This is a genomic window from Pseudoalteromonas sp. APC 3495, assembly GCF_030407645.1.
Classification (GTDB): Bacteria; Pseudomonadota; Gammaproteobacteria; order Enterobacterales; family Alteromonadaceae; genus Pseudoalteromonas; species Pseudoalteromonas tetraodonis.
Genome location: NZ_JASDDA010000037.1, coordinates 21,119 through 38,110 on the forward strand (window position 1 = coordinate 21,119; position 16,992 = coordinate 38,110).

Consider the following 16,992-nt stretch of genomic DNA (forward strand, 5'->3'; position numbering starts at 1 on the left):
GCTACAGTTCTATTATTTCTAGCTCTAATTCTTCAGCAGAAAGTACAATACCTGTACTGTCGGCATAAACAAAATCATCATCGAAAAATGATACACCCGCAAAGTTAACGCCTATGCCGCTTTCACCCGCGCCTTCACTGTCAGCTGCAACCGGAATTGATCCAATGGCTTGAATTCCTAAATCCAGTTCTTCAAGTTCATCAACATGGCGCAGTGCACCATATACAATAATACCTTGCCAATTGTTTTCAAGTGCCAGCTCAGCCAGTTCAATATCAATTAAGGCTCTACGAGTGGAGCCTCCACCATCAATAAGTAAAATCTGATCTGTACCATCTTGAGAAAGCAATTGACGGATCAGTTCATTATTTTCAAAACATTTTACCGTTTTAATGCGGCCACCAAAACTGTGTCGACCACCAAAGTTGATGAACATAGGTTCAAGCACGTCAACCACATCAGCGAAATGGTCACATAAATCAGAAGTGCTGTAATCCATTATTTTATCCTCAAAAGATACATAAGTTAGTAACTTAGTATACCCTCCTTATATTCAATAACAACGACTTAATTGCAGTAAATTTAGCCAGAAATAGAACTAAATCAATAACACGACTCATAATTTTTTAATAAAATTGTCATCTTTATAAATAAATATTTTTAAAGCTATGGACTGAGCGTTTATAAGTGCGAGAGATTTAAGTTCTGATTGGCGAGACTGTTAAAATTAAACAATACTGTGATCAGGCCGATGATTATATTGTCCATTTGTATAAAGGGAGTTTGTTAATGGTTAAATTTTACTGGTAGCCCTTTTTTGGTTTTTAATGATAGGCATTATTGTTTATTTCATGTAACAAAATTATGTTAATACAAGAAAGCATCACGTTATACTGAACTGGCAAATTTAATATAGGTATTTACAATGAACTTTTTACAGAATCTAACGATTAAACGTCGTTTACAATTTAACGCATTAATCGTTGGCTTAGCCATGATTGTTATGCTGTGCATCATCATTTATGAAGCACGTATTATGCTTAAATTAAATGAAACTATTCAGTACGCTGAAGAGCTAGATGTGCATGAGCTTTCGATGCGTAAATACGAAAAAGACTTTTTGTTTTACAAAGATGAGTCTAGTTTAGAGCTATTTGCGCAAGAATATAAAAAACTACAATTTAAACTAGAAAAGCTATCTGTTTTATCTGCAGATTTAAATATTGCTACGGCTCAGGTCAATCAATTTTCTACGTTAGCCCAACAGTACTATGACGACTTTCAAAATGTTGTAAAACTACAGCGTAAAATCGGGTTGCACCCAAAAGACGCTTTATATGGCGAGCTGAGAGAAGCAGTTCATAAAATAGAAACATTGCTTAGTGAGCAAAATAATTACCAATTACTCACCACTATGCTACAGCTGCGTCGAGCTGAAAAAGATTTTATGCTACGTTTAGATACCAAGTATTTAGATCGATTTAATAAATTAGCAAGCGAGTTAAAACAACAAGTAAATGCTGCAGAGCTACCTAATAATTTACGCAATCAATTGGTCTCGTTAATGACCAACTACCAAAATAAATTTACTGCATTGGTAGAGGCGCAGGTGGAATTAGGCGTCGATTTAAATTCGGGTGCCCTAGGGAAAATGAGAATAAGTGTTAAGAAAAGTGATGAAGTGGTTACTTTGATCACTAATGCGACTAAAGAGCAAGTAACTGAAACGGCGCAGCAGGCGCAATTATTAGCAATAGTCATTTTTATAATTGCTAGTATCATCGTTATGCTACTTGTGTACTTGACCAGTCGTTCAATTATCCAGCCTATTGAAAAAGTTTATCAAGCAATAGATAAGATAAGACAAAACAATGACTTAAGCTTGTTTATAGAGCATAAAGGGAAAGATGAAGTAACGAGGATGACCATAGACTTTAATAGTTTAATTAGTGACTTTAAAGATCTCATCTACGAAGTAAATACGGCTCTAACAACGCTTAATATAGCAACAGGGAACCTATCTGAAACAACCTCAGCGACTAGCTCTGGTATGCAAGAGCAATTGCATGAAGCGGATATGGTAGCAACCGCTGCTACAGAAATGCAGGCAACGATTCAAGATATTTCACACAATACTGAAGCCGCCGCTAAAAAAGCTGAATCGACCAATGTAAGCGCCCAGCAAGGTCAGGTTGAAGTAGAGTCAACTATTAAGCATATTAATGCCTTATCCGATTCACTTGGTAAAGCTTCCAGCGTGGTGTCTCAGCTAGAAAAAGATGGTGAAACCATAGGTTCTGTACTTGATGTGATACGTGCGATTGCAGAGCAAACTAATTTACTTGCTTTAAATGCTGCCATTGAAGCGGCGAGAGCGGGTGAACAAGGTCGTGGCTTTGCGGTTGTTGCAGATGAAGTGCGCTCACTTGCACAGCGTACGCAAGAGTCAACCAGCGAAATAGAGGGCATTATTAACACCCTACAACAGCGTACTCAAGAAGTTGTGAGTATCATGCACCAATGTCGTACTCAAGGTGGCGAAAGTGCTACACAAGCAACAAAAGCGGGTGAGCTGCTAGGATCAATTACCATTGATGTGCAAACTATTATGGAAATGAGTACACATATTGCTACTGCTATTGATGAGCAAAGTCAGGTGGCTTCTGAGGTAAATAAAAACGTGGTCCGTATTCGAGATATTGCAGAGGGGGCTGCGGCTCACTCACAAACTAATGCGCAAACCAGTGAAGAGGTCTCTGAGCAAGCAAGGGTACTTCATCAAGCGATTTCAAAATATAAGGTTTAACTACTAACAGAAAAAAGTGGCTTAATTGCCGCTTTTTTCTCATTCACAGAGTATAAGTTCAGACTAAATACTAGGGGACAAACTTTATGGGTACGCTGTCTTTGTTGTTTTCATGTTGTTTAACACGCTCTAAATACGTATCCCATAAGCTTGTTTGTTCAGCTTGTAATTTAGCAAAATATTGCCAGCTGAACAGCCCGCTGTTATGGCCATCGTCAAACTCTAAACGTAACGCGTAATGCCCTACCGGCGTAATGGTTTTAATGCCCACTGCTTGTTTATTTAGTACTAACTTCATAGGCTCAGATCCATGGCCTTGAACCTCTGCTGAGGGAGAGTGTACCCGTAAAAACTCAGCGCTAAATATAACTTCAGAGTTATCATCAAAATAAACATCTAAATTTTTACTCACACTATGATAGTGCACTTTTGTAACTTGTTTCATCGTCATCTCGCTTACAAAAAAGCCTCCATATTGGAGGCTTTTAGTATAACTGTTTGTGTTTTCAATTAAAGAATAAAACGACTTAAGTCTTCATCTTCAACTAGCGCACCTAAGTGTTTTTCAACGTAGGCGGCATCGATAACAAGGCTTGAACCCGCTTTTTCAGAAGCGTCATATGAAATCTCTTCCATTAGCCTTTCCATAACTGTATGAAGGCGACGCGCACCGATATTTTCGGTTTTTTCGTTTACTTGCCATGCTGCCTTAGCAATACGCTCAATTGCGTCGTCGCTAAATTCAATAGCGACTTGCTCTGTTTTGAGTAGCTCGCGTTGTTGCTCAGTAAGTGACGCGTGTGGCTCAGTTAATATACGTTTAAAGTCATCGGCTGTGAGTGCTTCAAGTTCAACACGAATAGGTAAACGGCCTTGTAACTCAGGGATCATGTCTGATGGTTTAGACATTTGGAATGCGCCTGAGGCAATAAACAACATGTGGTCAGTTTTTACCATGCCGTGCTTAGTATTAACGGTAGAGCCTTCAATAAGCGGAAGTAAATCACGTTGTACACCTTCACGACTTACATCTGGGCCTGAGGCTTCACCACGTTTACAAATTTTGTCTATTTCATCAATAAACACAATGCCGTTTTGCTCTACTGCAAAAATGGCCTGTTCTTTTAATTCTTCAGGATTAACCAGTTTACCGGCTTCTTCTTCAGTAAGTAACTTAAACGCTTCTTTAATTTTAAGCTTACGCTTAGTGCGTTTATCACCACCCATGTTTTGAAACATTCCCTGTAACTGGTTGGTCATTTCTTCCATACCAGGAGGAGCCATAATTTCAATATTAGGTTGAGCTTGGGCTAAATCAATATCAATTTCTTTGTCATCTAATTGGCCTTCGCGTAACTTTTTACGAAACGATTGGCGTGTCGATGAATTTTCATCGCGCTGAACTTCACCGTATTGATCTTTCGCTGGAGGCAGTAATACATCTAATATACGTTCTTCAGCCGCTTCTTCAGCGCGATGTTTGAACTTTTTAGTTTGTTGCTCTCGTGTCATTTTAATTGAAACATCAACTAAATCACGGATGATAGTTTCAACTTCTTTACCGACATAACCTACTTCTGTAAATTTAGTGGCTTCAACTTTAATAAAAGGTGCGTTGGCAAGCTTTGCTAAACGACGAGCAATCTCAGTTTTACCTACACCCGTAGGGCCAATCATTAAGATATTTTTTGGCGTTACTTCTGCGCGTAAGTCTTCGTTTAACTGCATACGGCGCCAGCGATTACGAAGGGCAATAGCAACCGCTTTTTTCGCTTTAGCTTGGCCAATAATATGTTGGTCTAGCTCATGAACAATTTCTCTTGGGGTCATATCAGACATAGCGAGTTCCTATTACAATTCTTCGATAGTTTGGAAGTTATTCGTAAATACACAGATGTTGCCAGCAATTGTTAGACTTTTCTCTACAATTTCACGAGCACTTAAGTCGGTATTTTCTAATAAGGCGGTTGCAGCTGATTGCGCAAAGTTACCGCCGCTGCCAATTGCGATTAGGTCGTTTTCTGGTTGCACCACGTCACCGTTGCCGGTGATAATTAGCGAAGCTGTTTCATCAGCAACAGCAAGTAAAGCTTCAAGTTTACGCAGGGCACGATCGCTACGCCAATCTTTAGCCATTTCTACAGCAGCTTTAGTGAGGTTACCTTGGTGCATTTCTAGTTTGCTTTCAAAACGTTCGAAAAGAGTAAAGGCATCAGCAGTGCCGCCAGCAAACCCAGCGATAACTTTGCCATTATAAAGGCGTCGAACTTTTCGGGCATTGCCCTTCATTACTGTGTTACCAAGAGATACTTGGCCGTCACCACCAATAACAACTTTGTCATCACGGCGTACACTTACGATTGTAGTCATGTTATTCCTCATCATCGCGCTGCAAGAGGCAGCGCGTAAAAAACGATTATGAAGAGGTTATATGGGTGAATGGTTTAAATTCAAGTCCAGCCCCAAATTCCGCAGCCGACAATATTAATTCGTTTAAGTTTGTTCTTGTCACTTTCTGCATGACGCTTGGTTTCATAAGGCCCTAAACGCACTTTGTACCAAATACCATTGCTGCCTGTGGTTTTTTTGATTTCTGAAATTAATCCGGCAAAGGCTATTTTAGCTTTTAAGGTTTCAGCTTGCTGATGGGTTCTAAATGAACCACATTGCATGACATAAGGCCCTTTTTGTTCAAGTTCTTTTACTTCAACCTGAATCTCATGCTCTTTAATTTCTTTAATAAATTTAGGTGGCCGCGGTTTAGCTATTTCTACTTGTTTTTCGGGTGTTGGATTTGCTTGCTTTTCAACAAGCTCTGGATCGGCATTGTTTTTAACAAACCAGAGTCCGTATGCAAAACCACCGATTAGTAACAAGGCAATAATGATTAACAAAAACGGGAAGGGTTTTTTAGCCGGCTCTTGTTTAGTGTTTTTTCTATTTTTTGGTTTTTTATTAATATAATCGTGCTGTGCCATGGTGTTATATGTGGCCTTACCTAAATCATGTCTGTAGGGTCTACGTCTAAACTCCAGCGAACTTTTTGTGCAAGTTTGCTAGTGCTGAGATAATCAACCATTTGCGCGAGATACTGATGTAGTATGCGTCGATCTTGCGCTTGAATATGTAATTGAAAACGATACATTCCCGCAATTTTTTCTAAAGGCGCGGGGATCGGTCCGAGCAATTGTATACCAGATACCCCATTGACAGGAACCAAATCCGTTAGAAAGTCGACGACTTGCTTTATGTTATGCCCTTGTGCGCGAACAATTGCCATACTCGTAATGGGTGGCAACTGTGCATCACTTCGCTCAGTGAGTGCAAAGCGGGCAAAATCTTGATAGCCATTATTAACTAAGTCTTGTAATAGCGGGTGCTCAGGAAAGTGCGTTTGTAATAATACTTCACCGGGTTCGCCAGAACGTCCCGCGCGTCCTGCAACTTGTGTTACTAATTGTGCTAAATGCTCAGTAGCCCTAAAGTCACACGAATACAAACCACTATCGACATCTAAAATAAGTACTAAGCTAACATCAGCAAAATGGTGACCTTTTGCCAGCATTTGCGTACCAACTAAAATACGTGCGCCGCCTTGGTTTATTTCATCCAGTGCTTTTTCAAGGCTACCTTTACGCCGAGTTGAATCACGGTCGATACGGCTGATCGGGGTGTCTGCAAATTCACTACTCAAAAACTCTTCTATTTGCTCGGTGCCCTTGCCGTTAGGAAAGATTTGCGTACTACCACAGTCAGGGCATTGATGTGGTACATGATATTGATCGCCACAATGGTGGCAAATCATTTGGCCTATTGCCTTATGAAAAGTCGCACTGGTGCTGCATCGGCTACATTCACTCAACCAACCACATTCATGACAAATCAAAGTAGGAGAAAACCCACGGCGATTTAAAAATACCATCACCTGCTTTCCCCTATTCAGGTGCTGGCGCATTATTGCAAGACTGGCATGCGCAATACCGGCTCTATCAGGCTGACCTTTCATGTCGAGCAGCTTAAACTGATTATCGCGGGCGGTTTGTGCGCGCTCACTTAATGTAAGCAACTGGTATTTGTTATTAATAGCTTTATGCAGTGTTTCTAGTGCTGGCGTGGCGCTACCTAAAATAAGTGGAATTTGATGCTGATAGGCACGATACGCAGCTAAATCACGGGCATGATAGCGTAAAGTGTCTTGTTGTTTAAATGAGGCATCATGCTCCTCATCAACCACAATCATCCCAAGCTTTAAAAATGGCAGAAAAATACTCGAACGGGTACCTATAACAATGGCGCAACTGCCTTTTTCACAAAAGCGCCATGTTTGCAGACGCTCGTTATCGGTTAATGCCGAGTGCCATAACATAATAGGGGTGTCAGGAAAGCGACGTCTAAAACGATTGACCGTTTGAGGCGTTAGCCCGATTTCAGGAACGAGCACTAACGCCTGTTCGCCACGTTTTAATACTTCTTCTAGGCATTGCAGGTAAACTTCGGTTTTTCCGCTGCCAGTGACACCTTCTAGCAAAAAGCTATTAAACCCCGTACTTTGATTAATTGCAGTGCAGGCAATGGCTTGCTCTTTATTTAAACGGGGTTTGCTGCCAACCGTTGGCGAGGTATGTTGCCATTGATTGTCGTGCTCAATGGTTTGAATTATTAGCTCTTTATCTAAAAGGGTATCAATGGTTTTTTTATTAAACCCGAGGGCTTTGAGTTCGGTTAATGATGATTTACCGGATGCTGATAATTGCTTAAGCAAATTAAGCTGTGTTTTAGCTTTTAAAGACGGTAAAAGTGCCCCCTTTTCGCTTAATGTCACCATGTTTATACTGGTTTTATCAGGGCACTCACCTTGGCGCAGTGCACTGGGCAATGCAATATGAATAGTTTCACCGAGTGGATAGCAATAATAACGCGCTGTAAATTTCAGTAGCTCTAAATGCTGCGCAGATAACACCGGTGAGTCGTCAATAACTTCAATAATAGATTTTATTTTGCCTTCGGGGACTGCTGTTTCCGCTTTTAAGCTAAGAATAACCGCTACTTTACGTTGATTACCAAAAGGGACTAACACGCGCATACCAGGCTGTAATTGAGTCAGCGGTACTAATTGCTCATCCACTTTATAATCAAAGGTGCGAGGCAAGGGGACTTTTATTGCAACTTCAGCAAAACGCATAACAACTCAACCAATTAACGTAATGGTTTAATGTACTAAAAATAGCATTAAAAGCCTACCGACAAATCAGTAATGGATAGGTGTTTGCCGACTTTTTAGCAAAAAGGGTAATTAAAGCTTGTGTGCGTGCGGGTTGTTGGATAAAATTCGCGACCAATAAATTTGTTTTAACGACGTATGGTGCCAGACTTCGGGTTTGGAGAGCGATGCGGCCTTAACTAGAGGTTCCTATGAAAGAAGGTATTCACCCTAAGTACGAAGTAATTTCTGCAACTTGTTCATGCGGAAACAAATTCGAAACTCGTTCTACTCTGTGTAAAGACATTCACTTAGACGTATGTTCTGCGTGTCACCCGTTTTACACTGGTAAGCAAAAGATTTTAGACACTGGCGGCCGTGTTGATCGCTTCAACAAGCGCTTCGGTGCACTTAGCAGCAAAAAATAATTTTTTGTTTCTATGTAAAAAAAAGCACCTTAGGGTGCTTTTTTTGTGGCCAAAATTTACTTTCCTACCTGCTTTCTTAGCAATTTTGTATTTATTTTTTTTGCATAACTATTTCCTGTTCTTATTCTGAGTATGCATAAACATTTGCAGACAAAACAGCCAATATTCTCTATATTTTTATTTGTTAAACTTTAAAGATGGTACTCAAATGCAGGTAACGTGAGGTTATTTGTGTTTAAAGTTAAATAAAATTCGGTATTTCACTATTTTAATTTAAGACTAAAAAATACGCTTTATAAAAATAGAACAAGGGCAAAAAGTACCTGTGTTTTTCATTTTTATGACGAATTTATATTTTAAAAATGTCAGGATAATCTAGGGAAGTTGCTGATAAATCACTTAAAATTAACAGTTCTAGCATATAACAGGATAGACCTGATATTGCTTGGAATTTAAAAATAATAAAGGTATCGTAGATTAAAACTACCTCTCACTTTAACTTAAATTGCAGGATATAATCGCGTTATGTCAGATTTTCGTGAACAAGCACTACATTACCATGCCCATCCCGTTCCAGGTAAAATCAGTATTGAGCTGACCAAGCCCGCTGAGACGGTTAAAGACCTCGCGCTCGCATACAGCCCCGGTGTCGCAGAACCTGTTCGTGAAATTGCCGCTGATCCAGCAAATGCCTACAAATATACTGGTAAAGGAAATATGGTTGCGGTTATTACTAACGGCACCGCAATTTTAGGCTTAGGTAATTTAGGTCCACTGGCTTCAAAACCCGTTATGGAAGGTAAAGCGCTACTATTTAAGCGTTTTGCAGGGTTAGACTCTATAGATATTGAAGTTAAGCACCGTACTACCGAAGACTTTATTAACACGGTGGCTAATATTGCCGACACTTTTGGTGGAATTAATTTAGAAGATATTAAAGCGCCCGAGTGTTTTGAAATAGAAAAAGCGCTTATAGAGCGTTGTAGCATTCCTGTTTTTCATGATGATCAGCATGGTACGGCTATTGTAACGGCTGCGGGTATGCTAAACGCGCTGGAAGTACAGGGCAAAGCAATTGAAGATGCAATTATTGTATGTTTAGGTGCCGGCGCTGCAGCTGTTGCCTGTATGGAGCTTTTAATTAAATGTGGCGCGTTGCGTGAACATATTTATATGTTAGATCGCAAAGGAGTTATTCATACGCGTCGTGATGACTTGAATGAATATAAGCAATTATTTGCAAACAATACCGATAAACGTACTTTACAAGATGTAATTGAAGATGCCGATGTGTTTGTGGGTGTATCGGGCCCTAATTTATTAGCCCCTGAAGATTTAAAATTAATGGCTGATAGACCCGTGGTATTTGCTTGTTCAAACCCCGATCCTGAAATCGATCCGCAATTAGCACACGCTGCACGTAACGATTTAATTATGGCTACAGGTCGCTCTGATTATCCGAATCAAGTTAATAACGTATTGTGTTTTCCGTTTATTTTCCGTGGTGCGTTAGATGTACGTGCCAGTGAAATAAACGACGAGATGAAAATTGCTGCTGTAGAAGCAATTCGTAGTATTGCTAAAGAGCCCGTACCGACTGAAGTGCTTACTGCCGCAGGCATCGACAAATTAGAGTTTGGTGCTAAATATATTATACCAAAACCAATGGATCCACGTTTGTTACCACGTATAGCTAAAGCGGTTGCGCAGGCGGCGGTAGACTCTGGCGTTGCACAAATTGATATGCCAGAAAACTACATGGCGTAATTGTTAAGTATAAATTAGCGCAAAAAAAACCTCAGCATTTGCTGAGGTTTTTTTGTATAAAGACCCTTCTAGTCTTCATTTAAAATAGGCACTTCTAGTCCCATTTCTTGCATTATTTTCTTCACTTCTTCAGGTACTTTTTCTGCGTTATCTTTACGCAAATCATCATCATTAGGCAGCGGTTGCCCGGTAAACGCATGCAAAAACGCTTCGCATAAAAGCTCGCTATTTGTTGCATGACGTAAGTTGTTTATTTGACGACGAGTACGTTCATCAGTTAATACTTTTAATACATTTAGCGGGATCGAAACGGTGATCTTCTTTACTTGTTCGGATTTTTTCCCGTGTTCTGCGTATGGGTGAATATATTCACCATTCCATTTAGCCATAAGATGTATCGTTGCCTCAGATTATAAATTGCTCACACAGCATCAAAGCGTGTAAATATGCGTGAAATTCTATCGGTTTAAAAAAGATAGTCAAATACTAGTTATTTAGCTATCTAGACATTTAAATGTTTTGACATCTTAAATTGCATGCGCTACCTTTTAGACGTCTAAACATCCAAATTAGTAAAGGTAGCGAAAATGAGTGAAAAAAATAAGGCAACAATTGCTGTTCGTAGTGGAATAGAAGCCGACAAACAGCATGGTGCGGTTGTTCCACCGCTTTATTTATCAACAACTTACTCATTTGCTGACTTTGATACAAAGCGTCAATATGATTATGGCCGCAGTGGTAACCCTAATCGTGACATTTTGGCTGAGGCGCTCACGGAGCTTGAAGGTGGCGCTAAAGGTATTATTACCGCAACAGGCATGGCAGCCGTTCACCTAACAACACAATTACTTAATAGTGACGATACGTTAGTGATCCCTCATGACTGTTATGGGGGCAGCTATCGCTTATTTACTTCGCTAGAAAAGCGCGGCTTATTAAAACTAGAAGTGGTCGATTTTACCAAAAGCGACAGTTTGACACGCATCCTTGCTATTAAACCTAAGCTGATTTGGATTGAAACACCTAGCAATCCTATTTTACGCCTAACAGATATTAAAGCGGTAACTGATACAGCTAAACAGTGTGGTGCACTGGTTGCCGCCGACAACACGTTTTTATCGCCAGCATTACAAAACCCGATTAAGTTTGGCGCTGATATTGTGGTGCACTCAACCACAAAATATATCAATGGCCATTCAGACGTTGTTGGTGGCGCGGTTATCGCAGCGACTGCTGAGTTAGGTGAAGAGTTAGCGTGGTGGGCAAATAACATTGGCATCACTGGCGCGCCATTTGATAGCTATTTAACGCTCAGAGGCTTACGTACGTTAAACGTGCGTTTAAGGCAACACCAAGAAAATGCACTCGCCATTGCACAGTATTTAGAACGCTCCCAGTTTGTTGCCCAAGTTTACTACCCAGGTCTTGAATCACACCCTCAACATGCGCTAGCTAAGGCGCAACAGCTTGGCTTTGGTGCTATGGTTAGTTTTGATATAAAAGGCGATATAAACGATGCTGCAGCGTTTTTAACGCGCTTAAATGAATTTAGCTTAGCGGAATCATTAGGTGGAGTAGAAAGTTTGATTTGTCACCCTGCGACTATGACCCACGCCGGCATGGACGCAACCGCGCGTGCAGAAGCCGGAGTAGGCGACACGCTTATTCGTATCTCGGTGGGTATTGAAGATGTAAATGATTTACTCGCTGACTTAGACGGGGTATTTAATTTGGTGCGCCCAGGACAAGCCGATCCCGGCCTATCGGCAAAAAGTGGTGCTAGTGAATCATTTGGTTCAGCAAAGTTAAACGCGGCGCATCCGGCGTTATGGTAGTGCATACCAATCTTCAAAATACAAAACATAAATGCGAGTCGGTATTAATATGGTAAATCAGGTTCATAAATTTGGTGGTTCGAGTTTAAGCTCAGCGGATCGCTTTAAAAGTGTCGCAAATATTATTTTAACTCACGCTCAAGCTGGGGATTGTGTGGTGGTATCGGCTGCCGGTAAAACCACCGATACCTTAGTTAAACTGTGGCAAAGCTACCAACAGCAAGACACTCAAGCTATTGCTGATATTGTATTGCTATTGAGTAACCATCAAATAGCTCTGATTGAGCAATTATTAATAGCTAACGCTAAGCACCATGCGCTTGATTTACTTGAAACTGAGCTCAGTATTATTACCAAGCAGGCTAAGCAAGGGACATTAGCTGAAGCTGCGTTATTAGCACATGGTGAATTGTGGTCTGCAAGGTTACTAAGCGCTTACTTAGAACAGCTTAACGTTAGCGCTTGTGCCCATGACGCTAGGCAGTTATTTACGTTAGATGCCGGACAGCTGCAGCATGCTAATAATCAGCAGCAGTGCTTAAAAGCCATACAGACGAGTAAAATCAATGTAGTTACGGGGTTTGTTGCGGCTGATTTACATGGTGAAACAGTGACCTTAGGGCGAAATGGCAGCGATTACAGTGCCACTTTATTAGCGCGGTATTGCAATGCCAAAAAAGTCTCTATTTGGACTGACACTCAAGGTGTTTTTAGTACTGATCCGCGTAAGGTCGCTAATGCGGTTAAGTATGCGCGAGTGTGCCGTGATCAAGCTAATTTATTAGCGAGGTTAGGTAATCCAGTATTACACGCCAAAACATTATCGCCATTAAAAGATACCGATATAGAATTAGTTGTTCTCAGTAGTTACGATCCTCAAGGCAGTCATACCGAAATAGTTAAACTAGGAATGAGTAAACAAAAACGCTTTTTAACCACAGTAAATAATGTGGATTTACTCATTGTTGATGATCTGAGTGAAGGCGAAGTAGCACATGTTAGCCAACTTATTCAGCATAGTTTGCATCACTTTGAACACGAAGGCGAAATCTACTTACTAGTCCCTGCGTCAGCGACACATCAGGTGGCTAATTATTTTGCTGGCCGCGCCAATATTAGTGAGTCAAACTTAAATGGGGTGGCGATTATTGCACCTGATCAAGAGGTAGCGCCGCTTGGTAAGCAAAGTGAAGCCTTATTACAAACACAATCTATCCAGCCTCGGTTTACCCATTACGGTGAGGGATATACGTTACTATTAACCGATCAAGTACTTGAAAGTGATGTGCTGAGCCTGTTACATGACAAGCTCATTAATAAAGCACAAGAAATAGCTTTAATTATTGCAGGACTTGGCAATGTAGGTGCTGAGTTTATGCGCCAACTACCTGCTCAACTAGCACGCTTATCAACTGATTTTAACGTCAAGTTAGTAGCGCTTTTACGCTCAGAGCAGATGCTGGTGAATGCTAATGGATTAGACTGTGAAAGCTGGCAACTTCAATGGGAAAACCATGCAAGCTCCTATAAACAAGCCGATTTATTGTCATACATAGATACTCTTGAGTATGAACATAAAATAGTGATCGACATTACCGCCAGTGAACATTTTAGTCAGCTTTATAGTAAGTTAGTTGAATTAAACTGCCATCTAATTAGTGCTAATAAATACGCGGGAACCGCATCGCTTTCGTGGTATCAAACACTACGTGAAAGCCTTGCTCAACGTGGCTTACATTGGCGTTATAATGCAAGTGTAGGGGCCGGACTACCGATTAATTTTGCCTTGGCTGATTTACAAAATAGTGGCGATAAAATAACGCGAATAGAAGGCGTGTTTTCAGGCACGCTGTCATGGTTATGCAGTATGTATGATGGCAGTAAAGCGTTTTCAGATTTAGTTCTAGAAGCGCAAGCTTTGGGGTTCACAGAGCCTGATCCTCGAGAAGACTTATCTGGACGAGATATGCAACGTAAGTTGCTTATTTTAGCGCGTGAATTAGGTATTGAATTGGAACTTGATGACATTTCTTTATCCGCTTTGATGCCCGATGAGTTAAGTGCAGGCAGCTGGAATGACTTTATTGATAATAAGGCTCGTTTAGATGCATTTATTGAGCAGCATGCGCAAGCGGCTCAGCAACAAAATGCTGTACTGTGCTACACCGGGTTATTAGAGTTTGAAAACAACACGCTAAACGCTAAGGTAGGGATTACCTATGTACCAAAAAGCGAAGCGGTTGCGAATTTGACCCCTGGCGATAATATTTTTGTGATTAATACCCAGTGGTATAACCAAAACGCATTAGTGATACAAGGCCCCGGTGCGGGTAAAGAAGTGACTGCTGCTGGCGTTCACTCTGACTTATACTGGTTGGTACAAAATATTAGTTAGACCATCAAAAAGGCCGCTAATTTGCGGCCTTTTTACTGTTCGCTATATTTAAAATAGCTCTTCTTCAGTTTTAGTGTTTTCTTCAAATATATCATTTGGTTGTGATAACACATACTTGGTAGGAGCGGTGCCTTTTTCAAAGTATTCAAAACGGCTGGTGTAATCGTTTTTATGACTTAATAATCCGGTTTCTAAATCAATACGAATAGAAACTAAGCCTTCAGGTGGTTCGATGGGCGCAGCAGGTTTGCCATCCAGTGCGGCGCGCATAAAATCAACCCATGCAGGCTGAGCTGTTTTTGCGCCTGACTCAGCACCTGATATTTGACCACTTCCTAAGTTGTTATTGTAGGTTGAGCGTCCCAGTGTATTACCTGGGTTATCAAAGCCAACCCAAACTGATGTCATCACATCGCGGTTAAAGCCACTAAACCAAGTATCTACAGAATCATTAGTCGTGCCTGTTTTACCAGAAAGATCGCGACGTTTTAGCGCTTGTGCACGCCAGCCTGTTCCACTCCAACCGGTTTTATGTGACCAGCTACCGCCACCCCAAATAGCACTATTCATTGCGCTGGCAATTAAAAATGCATTTTGTTTAGAGATGATCTGCGGCGCACAATTTGGTGCTACTTGCTCACCTAGCATTAGCGAGCTAGGTGTTGTCGTTTCATCATCACAAATAATGGTGGGATTGGTTTTAAATAACGTATTACCCATTGCATCTTGGATTTGTGAAATAAAGTATGGCTCAATTAGGTGACCGCCATTAGCAAAAGCACTCATCCCACGAGCTAATTCAAGCGGCGTAATGGATGCACTGCCTAATGCCAGTGACTCACTACGATTTATATCTTTATCGTCAAAACCAAATTTTAATAAATGATCGGCTGTTCTTTGCAGTCCAACGCCCCTTAATAAGCGTACGGAAATTACATTCTTAGATTGGGCTAAAGCACGACGAATGCGAATTGGGCCATTATAAATAGCTGGGCTGTTTTTTGGTCGCCATGCAACGCCTTGGCTCTTATCCCATTGATTTATAGGAGCATCATTTAAAATTGACGCTAGTGTGTAGCCTTTTTCAAGCGCAGCTGAATATATAAACGGCTTAATATTTGAGCCTACTTGGCGTTTAGCTTGTACAGCTCGGTTATATTGGCTTTGTTCAAAACTATATCCACCAACAATGGCTTTTATGCGCCCGTCTTGTGGGTCTAAAGAAACAATGGCGCTCGCCGCTTCAGGTATTTGACTTAAAATATAGCTATTATCGTCATTTTTGCGAAGCCATATTTGCATGCCTGGCGTTAGTATATCGCTTGCTGTTTCAGGCGCAAAGCTTTGGCGATAGCGTGTAATAAACTTACGTGCCCATTTTAGGTTATCCCAAGTAAGGGTTGTGCGCTCGCCGCTTTTAAGTATAACTTCAGCGCTTTTATCGCTCACGCTTAACACCGCAGCTGTTTTTAAAGGGCCAAATTCATTAACAGTTTTTAAAGTGTTTAATAATTTCGACTGCGTTAATGGCGGCTCTGTTTGCGGATCCCACAATATGGCTTCAGGGCCTCTAAAACCATGGCGCATATCGTAGGCATGTAGGTTATTAACTAGAGCTGTTTGTGCTGCTTTTTGAACATCTGATTCAACAGAGGTGTACACTTTAAACCCTGAGTTATAGGCTTTATCTATACCGTAGCGTGACACCATTTCTGCTCGTACCATTTCTGAAATGTACGGCGCATATAAGTCAATTTCAGCTCCATGAAAATACGCGGTAATTGGTTGGTTAGTGGCTTCATTATACTGCGCTCTTGAAATATACTTCTCTTCAAGCATTCTTCCTAACACCACATTTCTTCTTGCTTTAGCACGTTCTGGATTACGAATAGGATTAAGTGCCGAAGGGGCTTTTGGTAAACCAGCAATCATTGCCATTTGCGCAAGAGTTAACTCTTTTAGTTCTTTACCATAATAAACTTGAGCCGCAGCACCAATACCAAAGGCACGATTTCCTAATTCGATTTTATTTAGGTAAAGCTCAAATATTTCATCTTTTGAGAGGAGATTTTCGATATGAATGGCAATAAATATTTCTTTTACTTTACGAATGTAGGCTTTTTCTCGTGTTAAAAAGAAGTTACGAGCTAATTGCATGGTAATAGTACTGGCACCTTGCTTTTTCTCACCAGTAGAAATAAGTACTAGCGCTGAGCGCACAATACCAATTGGATCAATACCGATATGATCGTAAAAGCGGTTATCTTCAGTTGCCAAAAAAGCCTGCAATAAAGGCTGGGGAATTTGGTCTATAGTTACAGGGATCCGTCTTTTTTCACCAAATTGGTTGATTAAAAGCCCATCTTTAGTAAATACTTGCATAGGCGTTTGTAATTGCACGTTTTTTAAAACTTGCACGCTGGGAATATCGGATTTAACGTAGTAATAAAGGCTGAGCAATGTAATTAGTGCAAGTAATGCACAAATGATCAAAAATTGTAAAGTTCTTTTTAATAAAATCACTGATATTTCCCTAAACGGACTCCCAATTACAGGTTGAG

General features: G+C 40.7%; 13 protein-coding genes. 5 read left to right on the top strand and 8 right to left on the bottom strand.

All coding sequences use genetic code 11. The features are described 5' to 3' along the window. Window position 1 precedes the first annotated feature (1 nt). Complete coding sequence (rraA, locus tag QL984_RS14055; RefSeq protein WP_008115004.1) at window positions 2-499, bottom strand: ribonuclease E activity regulator RraA; 498 nt, start codon at window positions 497-499, stop codon at window positions 2-4. Window positions 500-925: 426 nt separating this feature from the next. On the opposite strand from rraA, the gene QL984_RS14060 reads away from it, so the two are divergent. Next, complete coding sequence (locus QL984_RS14060; RefSeq protein ID WP_036955757.1) at window positions 926-2,806, top strand: HAMP domain-containing methyl-accepting chemotaxis protein; 1,881 nt, start codon at window positions 926-928, stop codon at window positions 2,804-2,806. A gap of 70 nt (window positions 2,807-2,876) precedes the next feature. On the opposite strand, the gene QL984_RS14065 is transcribed toward QL984_RS14060, so the two are convergent. The 5 genes from QL984_RS14065 to priA form a co-directional block, all read right to left on the bottom strand. Next, a complete protein-coding gene (locus tag QL984_RS14065) occupies window positions 2,877-3,251 on the bottom strand; it encodes a gamma-butyrobetaine hydroxylase-like domain-containing protein (RefSeq protein WP_008115008.1) in 375 nt (124 codons plus the stop codon). A 65-nt stretch (window positions 3,252-3,316) separates the two neighbouring features. Further along, window positions 3,317-4,645 (bottom strand): HslU--HslV peptidase ATPase subunit, encoded by a 1,329-nt coding sequence (gene hslU, locus QL984_RS14070; RefSeq protein WP_013463899.1) that lies wholly within the window; start codon window positions 4,643-4,645, stop codon window positions 3,317-3,319. Between the two features lie 12 nt (window positions 4,646-4,657). Continuing rightward, window positions 4,658-5,176 (bottom strand): ATP-dependent protease subunit HslV, encoded by a 519-nt coding sequence (gene hslV / locus QL984_RS14075; protein WP_008115012.1) that lies wholly within the window; start codon window positions 5,174-5,176, stop codon window positions 4,658-4,660. A gap of 80 nt (window positions 5,177-5,256) precedes the next feature. Continuing rightward, window positions 5,257-5,784, bottom strand: coding sequence for an SPOR domain-containing protein (locus QL984_RS14080; RefSeq protein WP_008115014.1), 528 nt, complete (start codon window positions 5,782-5,784; stop codon window positions 5,257-5,259). 20 nt (window positions 5,785-5,804) lie between these two features. Continuing rightward, window positions 5,805-7,988, bottom strand: coding sequence for a primosomal protein N' (gene priA / locus QL984_RS14085; protein ID WP_290172871.1), 2,184 nt, complete (start codon window positions 7,986-7,988; stop codon window positions 5,805-5,807). Between the two features lie 230 nt (window positions 7,989-8,218). Between priA and rpmE the strand changes: the two genes are divergently transcribed. Then, window positions 8,219-8,434: a 50S ribosomal protein L31 gene (gene rpmE, locus QL984_RS14090; RefSeq protein WP_008115018.1), complete on the top strand. Its 216-nt coding sequence runs from the start codon at window positions 8,219-8,221 to the stop codon at window positions 8,432-8,434. A 525-nt stretch (window positions 8,435-8,959) separates the two neighbouring features. Next, the gene (locus tag QL984_RS14095; protein ID WP_013463901.1) at window positions 8,960-10,201 is read left to right on the top strand and encodes a malic enzyme-like NAD(P)-binding protein; all 1,242 of its coding nucleotides are present in this window, start codon (window positions 8,960-8,962) and stop codon (window positions 10,199-10,201) included. 68 nt (window positions 10,202-10,269) lie between these two features. On the opposite strand, the gene metJ is transcribed toward QL984_RS14095, so the two are convergent. Next, a complete protein-coding gene (gene metJ / locus QL984_RS14100) occupies window positions 10,270-10,590 on the bottom strand; it encodes a met regulon transcriptional regulator MetJ (RefSeq protein ID WP_008115021.1) in 321 nt (106 codons plus the stop codon). Window positions 10,591-10,788: 198 nt separating this feature from the next. On the opposite strand from metJ, the gene metB reads away from it, so the two are divergent. Together metB and metL are read left to right on the top strand one after the other, a co-directional pair. Then, the gene (gene metB, locus QL984_RS14105; protein WP_090494861.1) at window positions 10,789-12,036 is read left to right on the top strand and encodes a cystathionine gamma-synthase; all 1,248 of its coding nucleotides are present in this window, start codon (window positions 10,789-10,791) and stop codon (window positions 12,034-12,036) included. A 49-nt stretch (window positions 12,037-12,085) separates the two neighbouring features. Further along, window positions 12,086-14,431, top strand: a complete 2,346-nt coding sequence (metL, locus tag QL984_RS14110; RefSeq protein WP_290172872.1) for a bifunctional aspartate kinase/homoserine dehydrogenase II — start codon at window positions 12,086-12,088, stop codon at window positions 14,429-14,431. A 48-nt stretch (window positions 14,432-14,479) separates the two neighbouring features. Here metL and QL984_RS14115 read toward each other — a convergent pair whose 3' ends face one another. Next, window positions 14,480-16,954 carry a penicillin-binding protein 1A gene (locus QL984_RS14115; protein WP_024602146.1) on the bottom strand — a complete coding sequence of 825 codons (2,475 nt, stop codon included), beginning with the start codon at window positions 16,952-16,954 and terminating at the stop codon, window positions 14,480-14,482. Window positions 16,955-16,992: the final 38 nt, after the last annotated feature.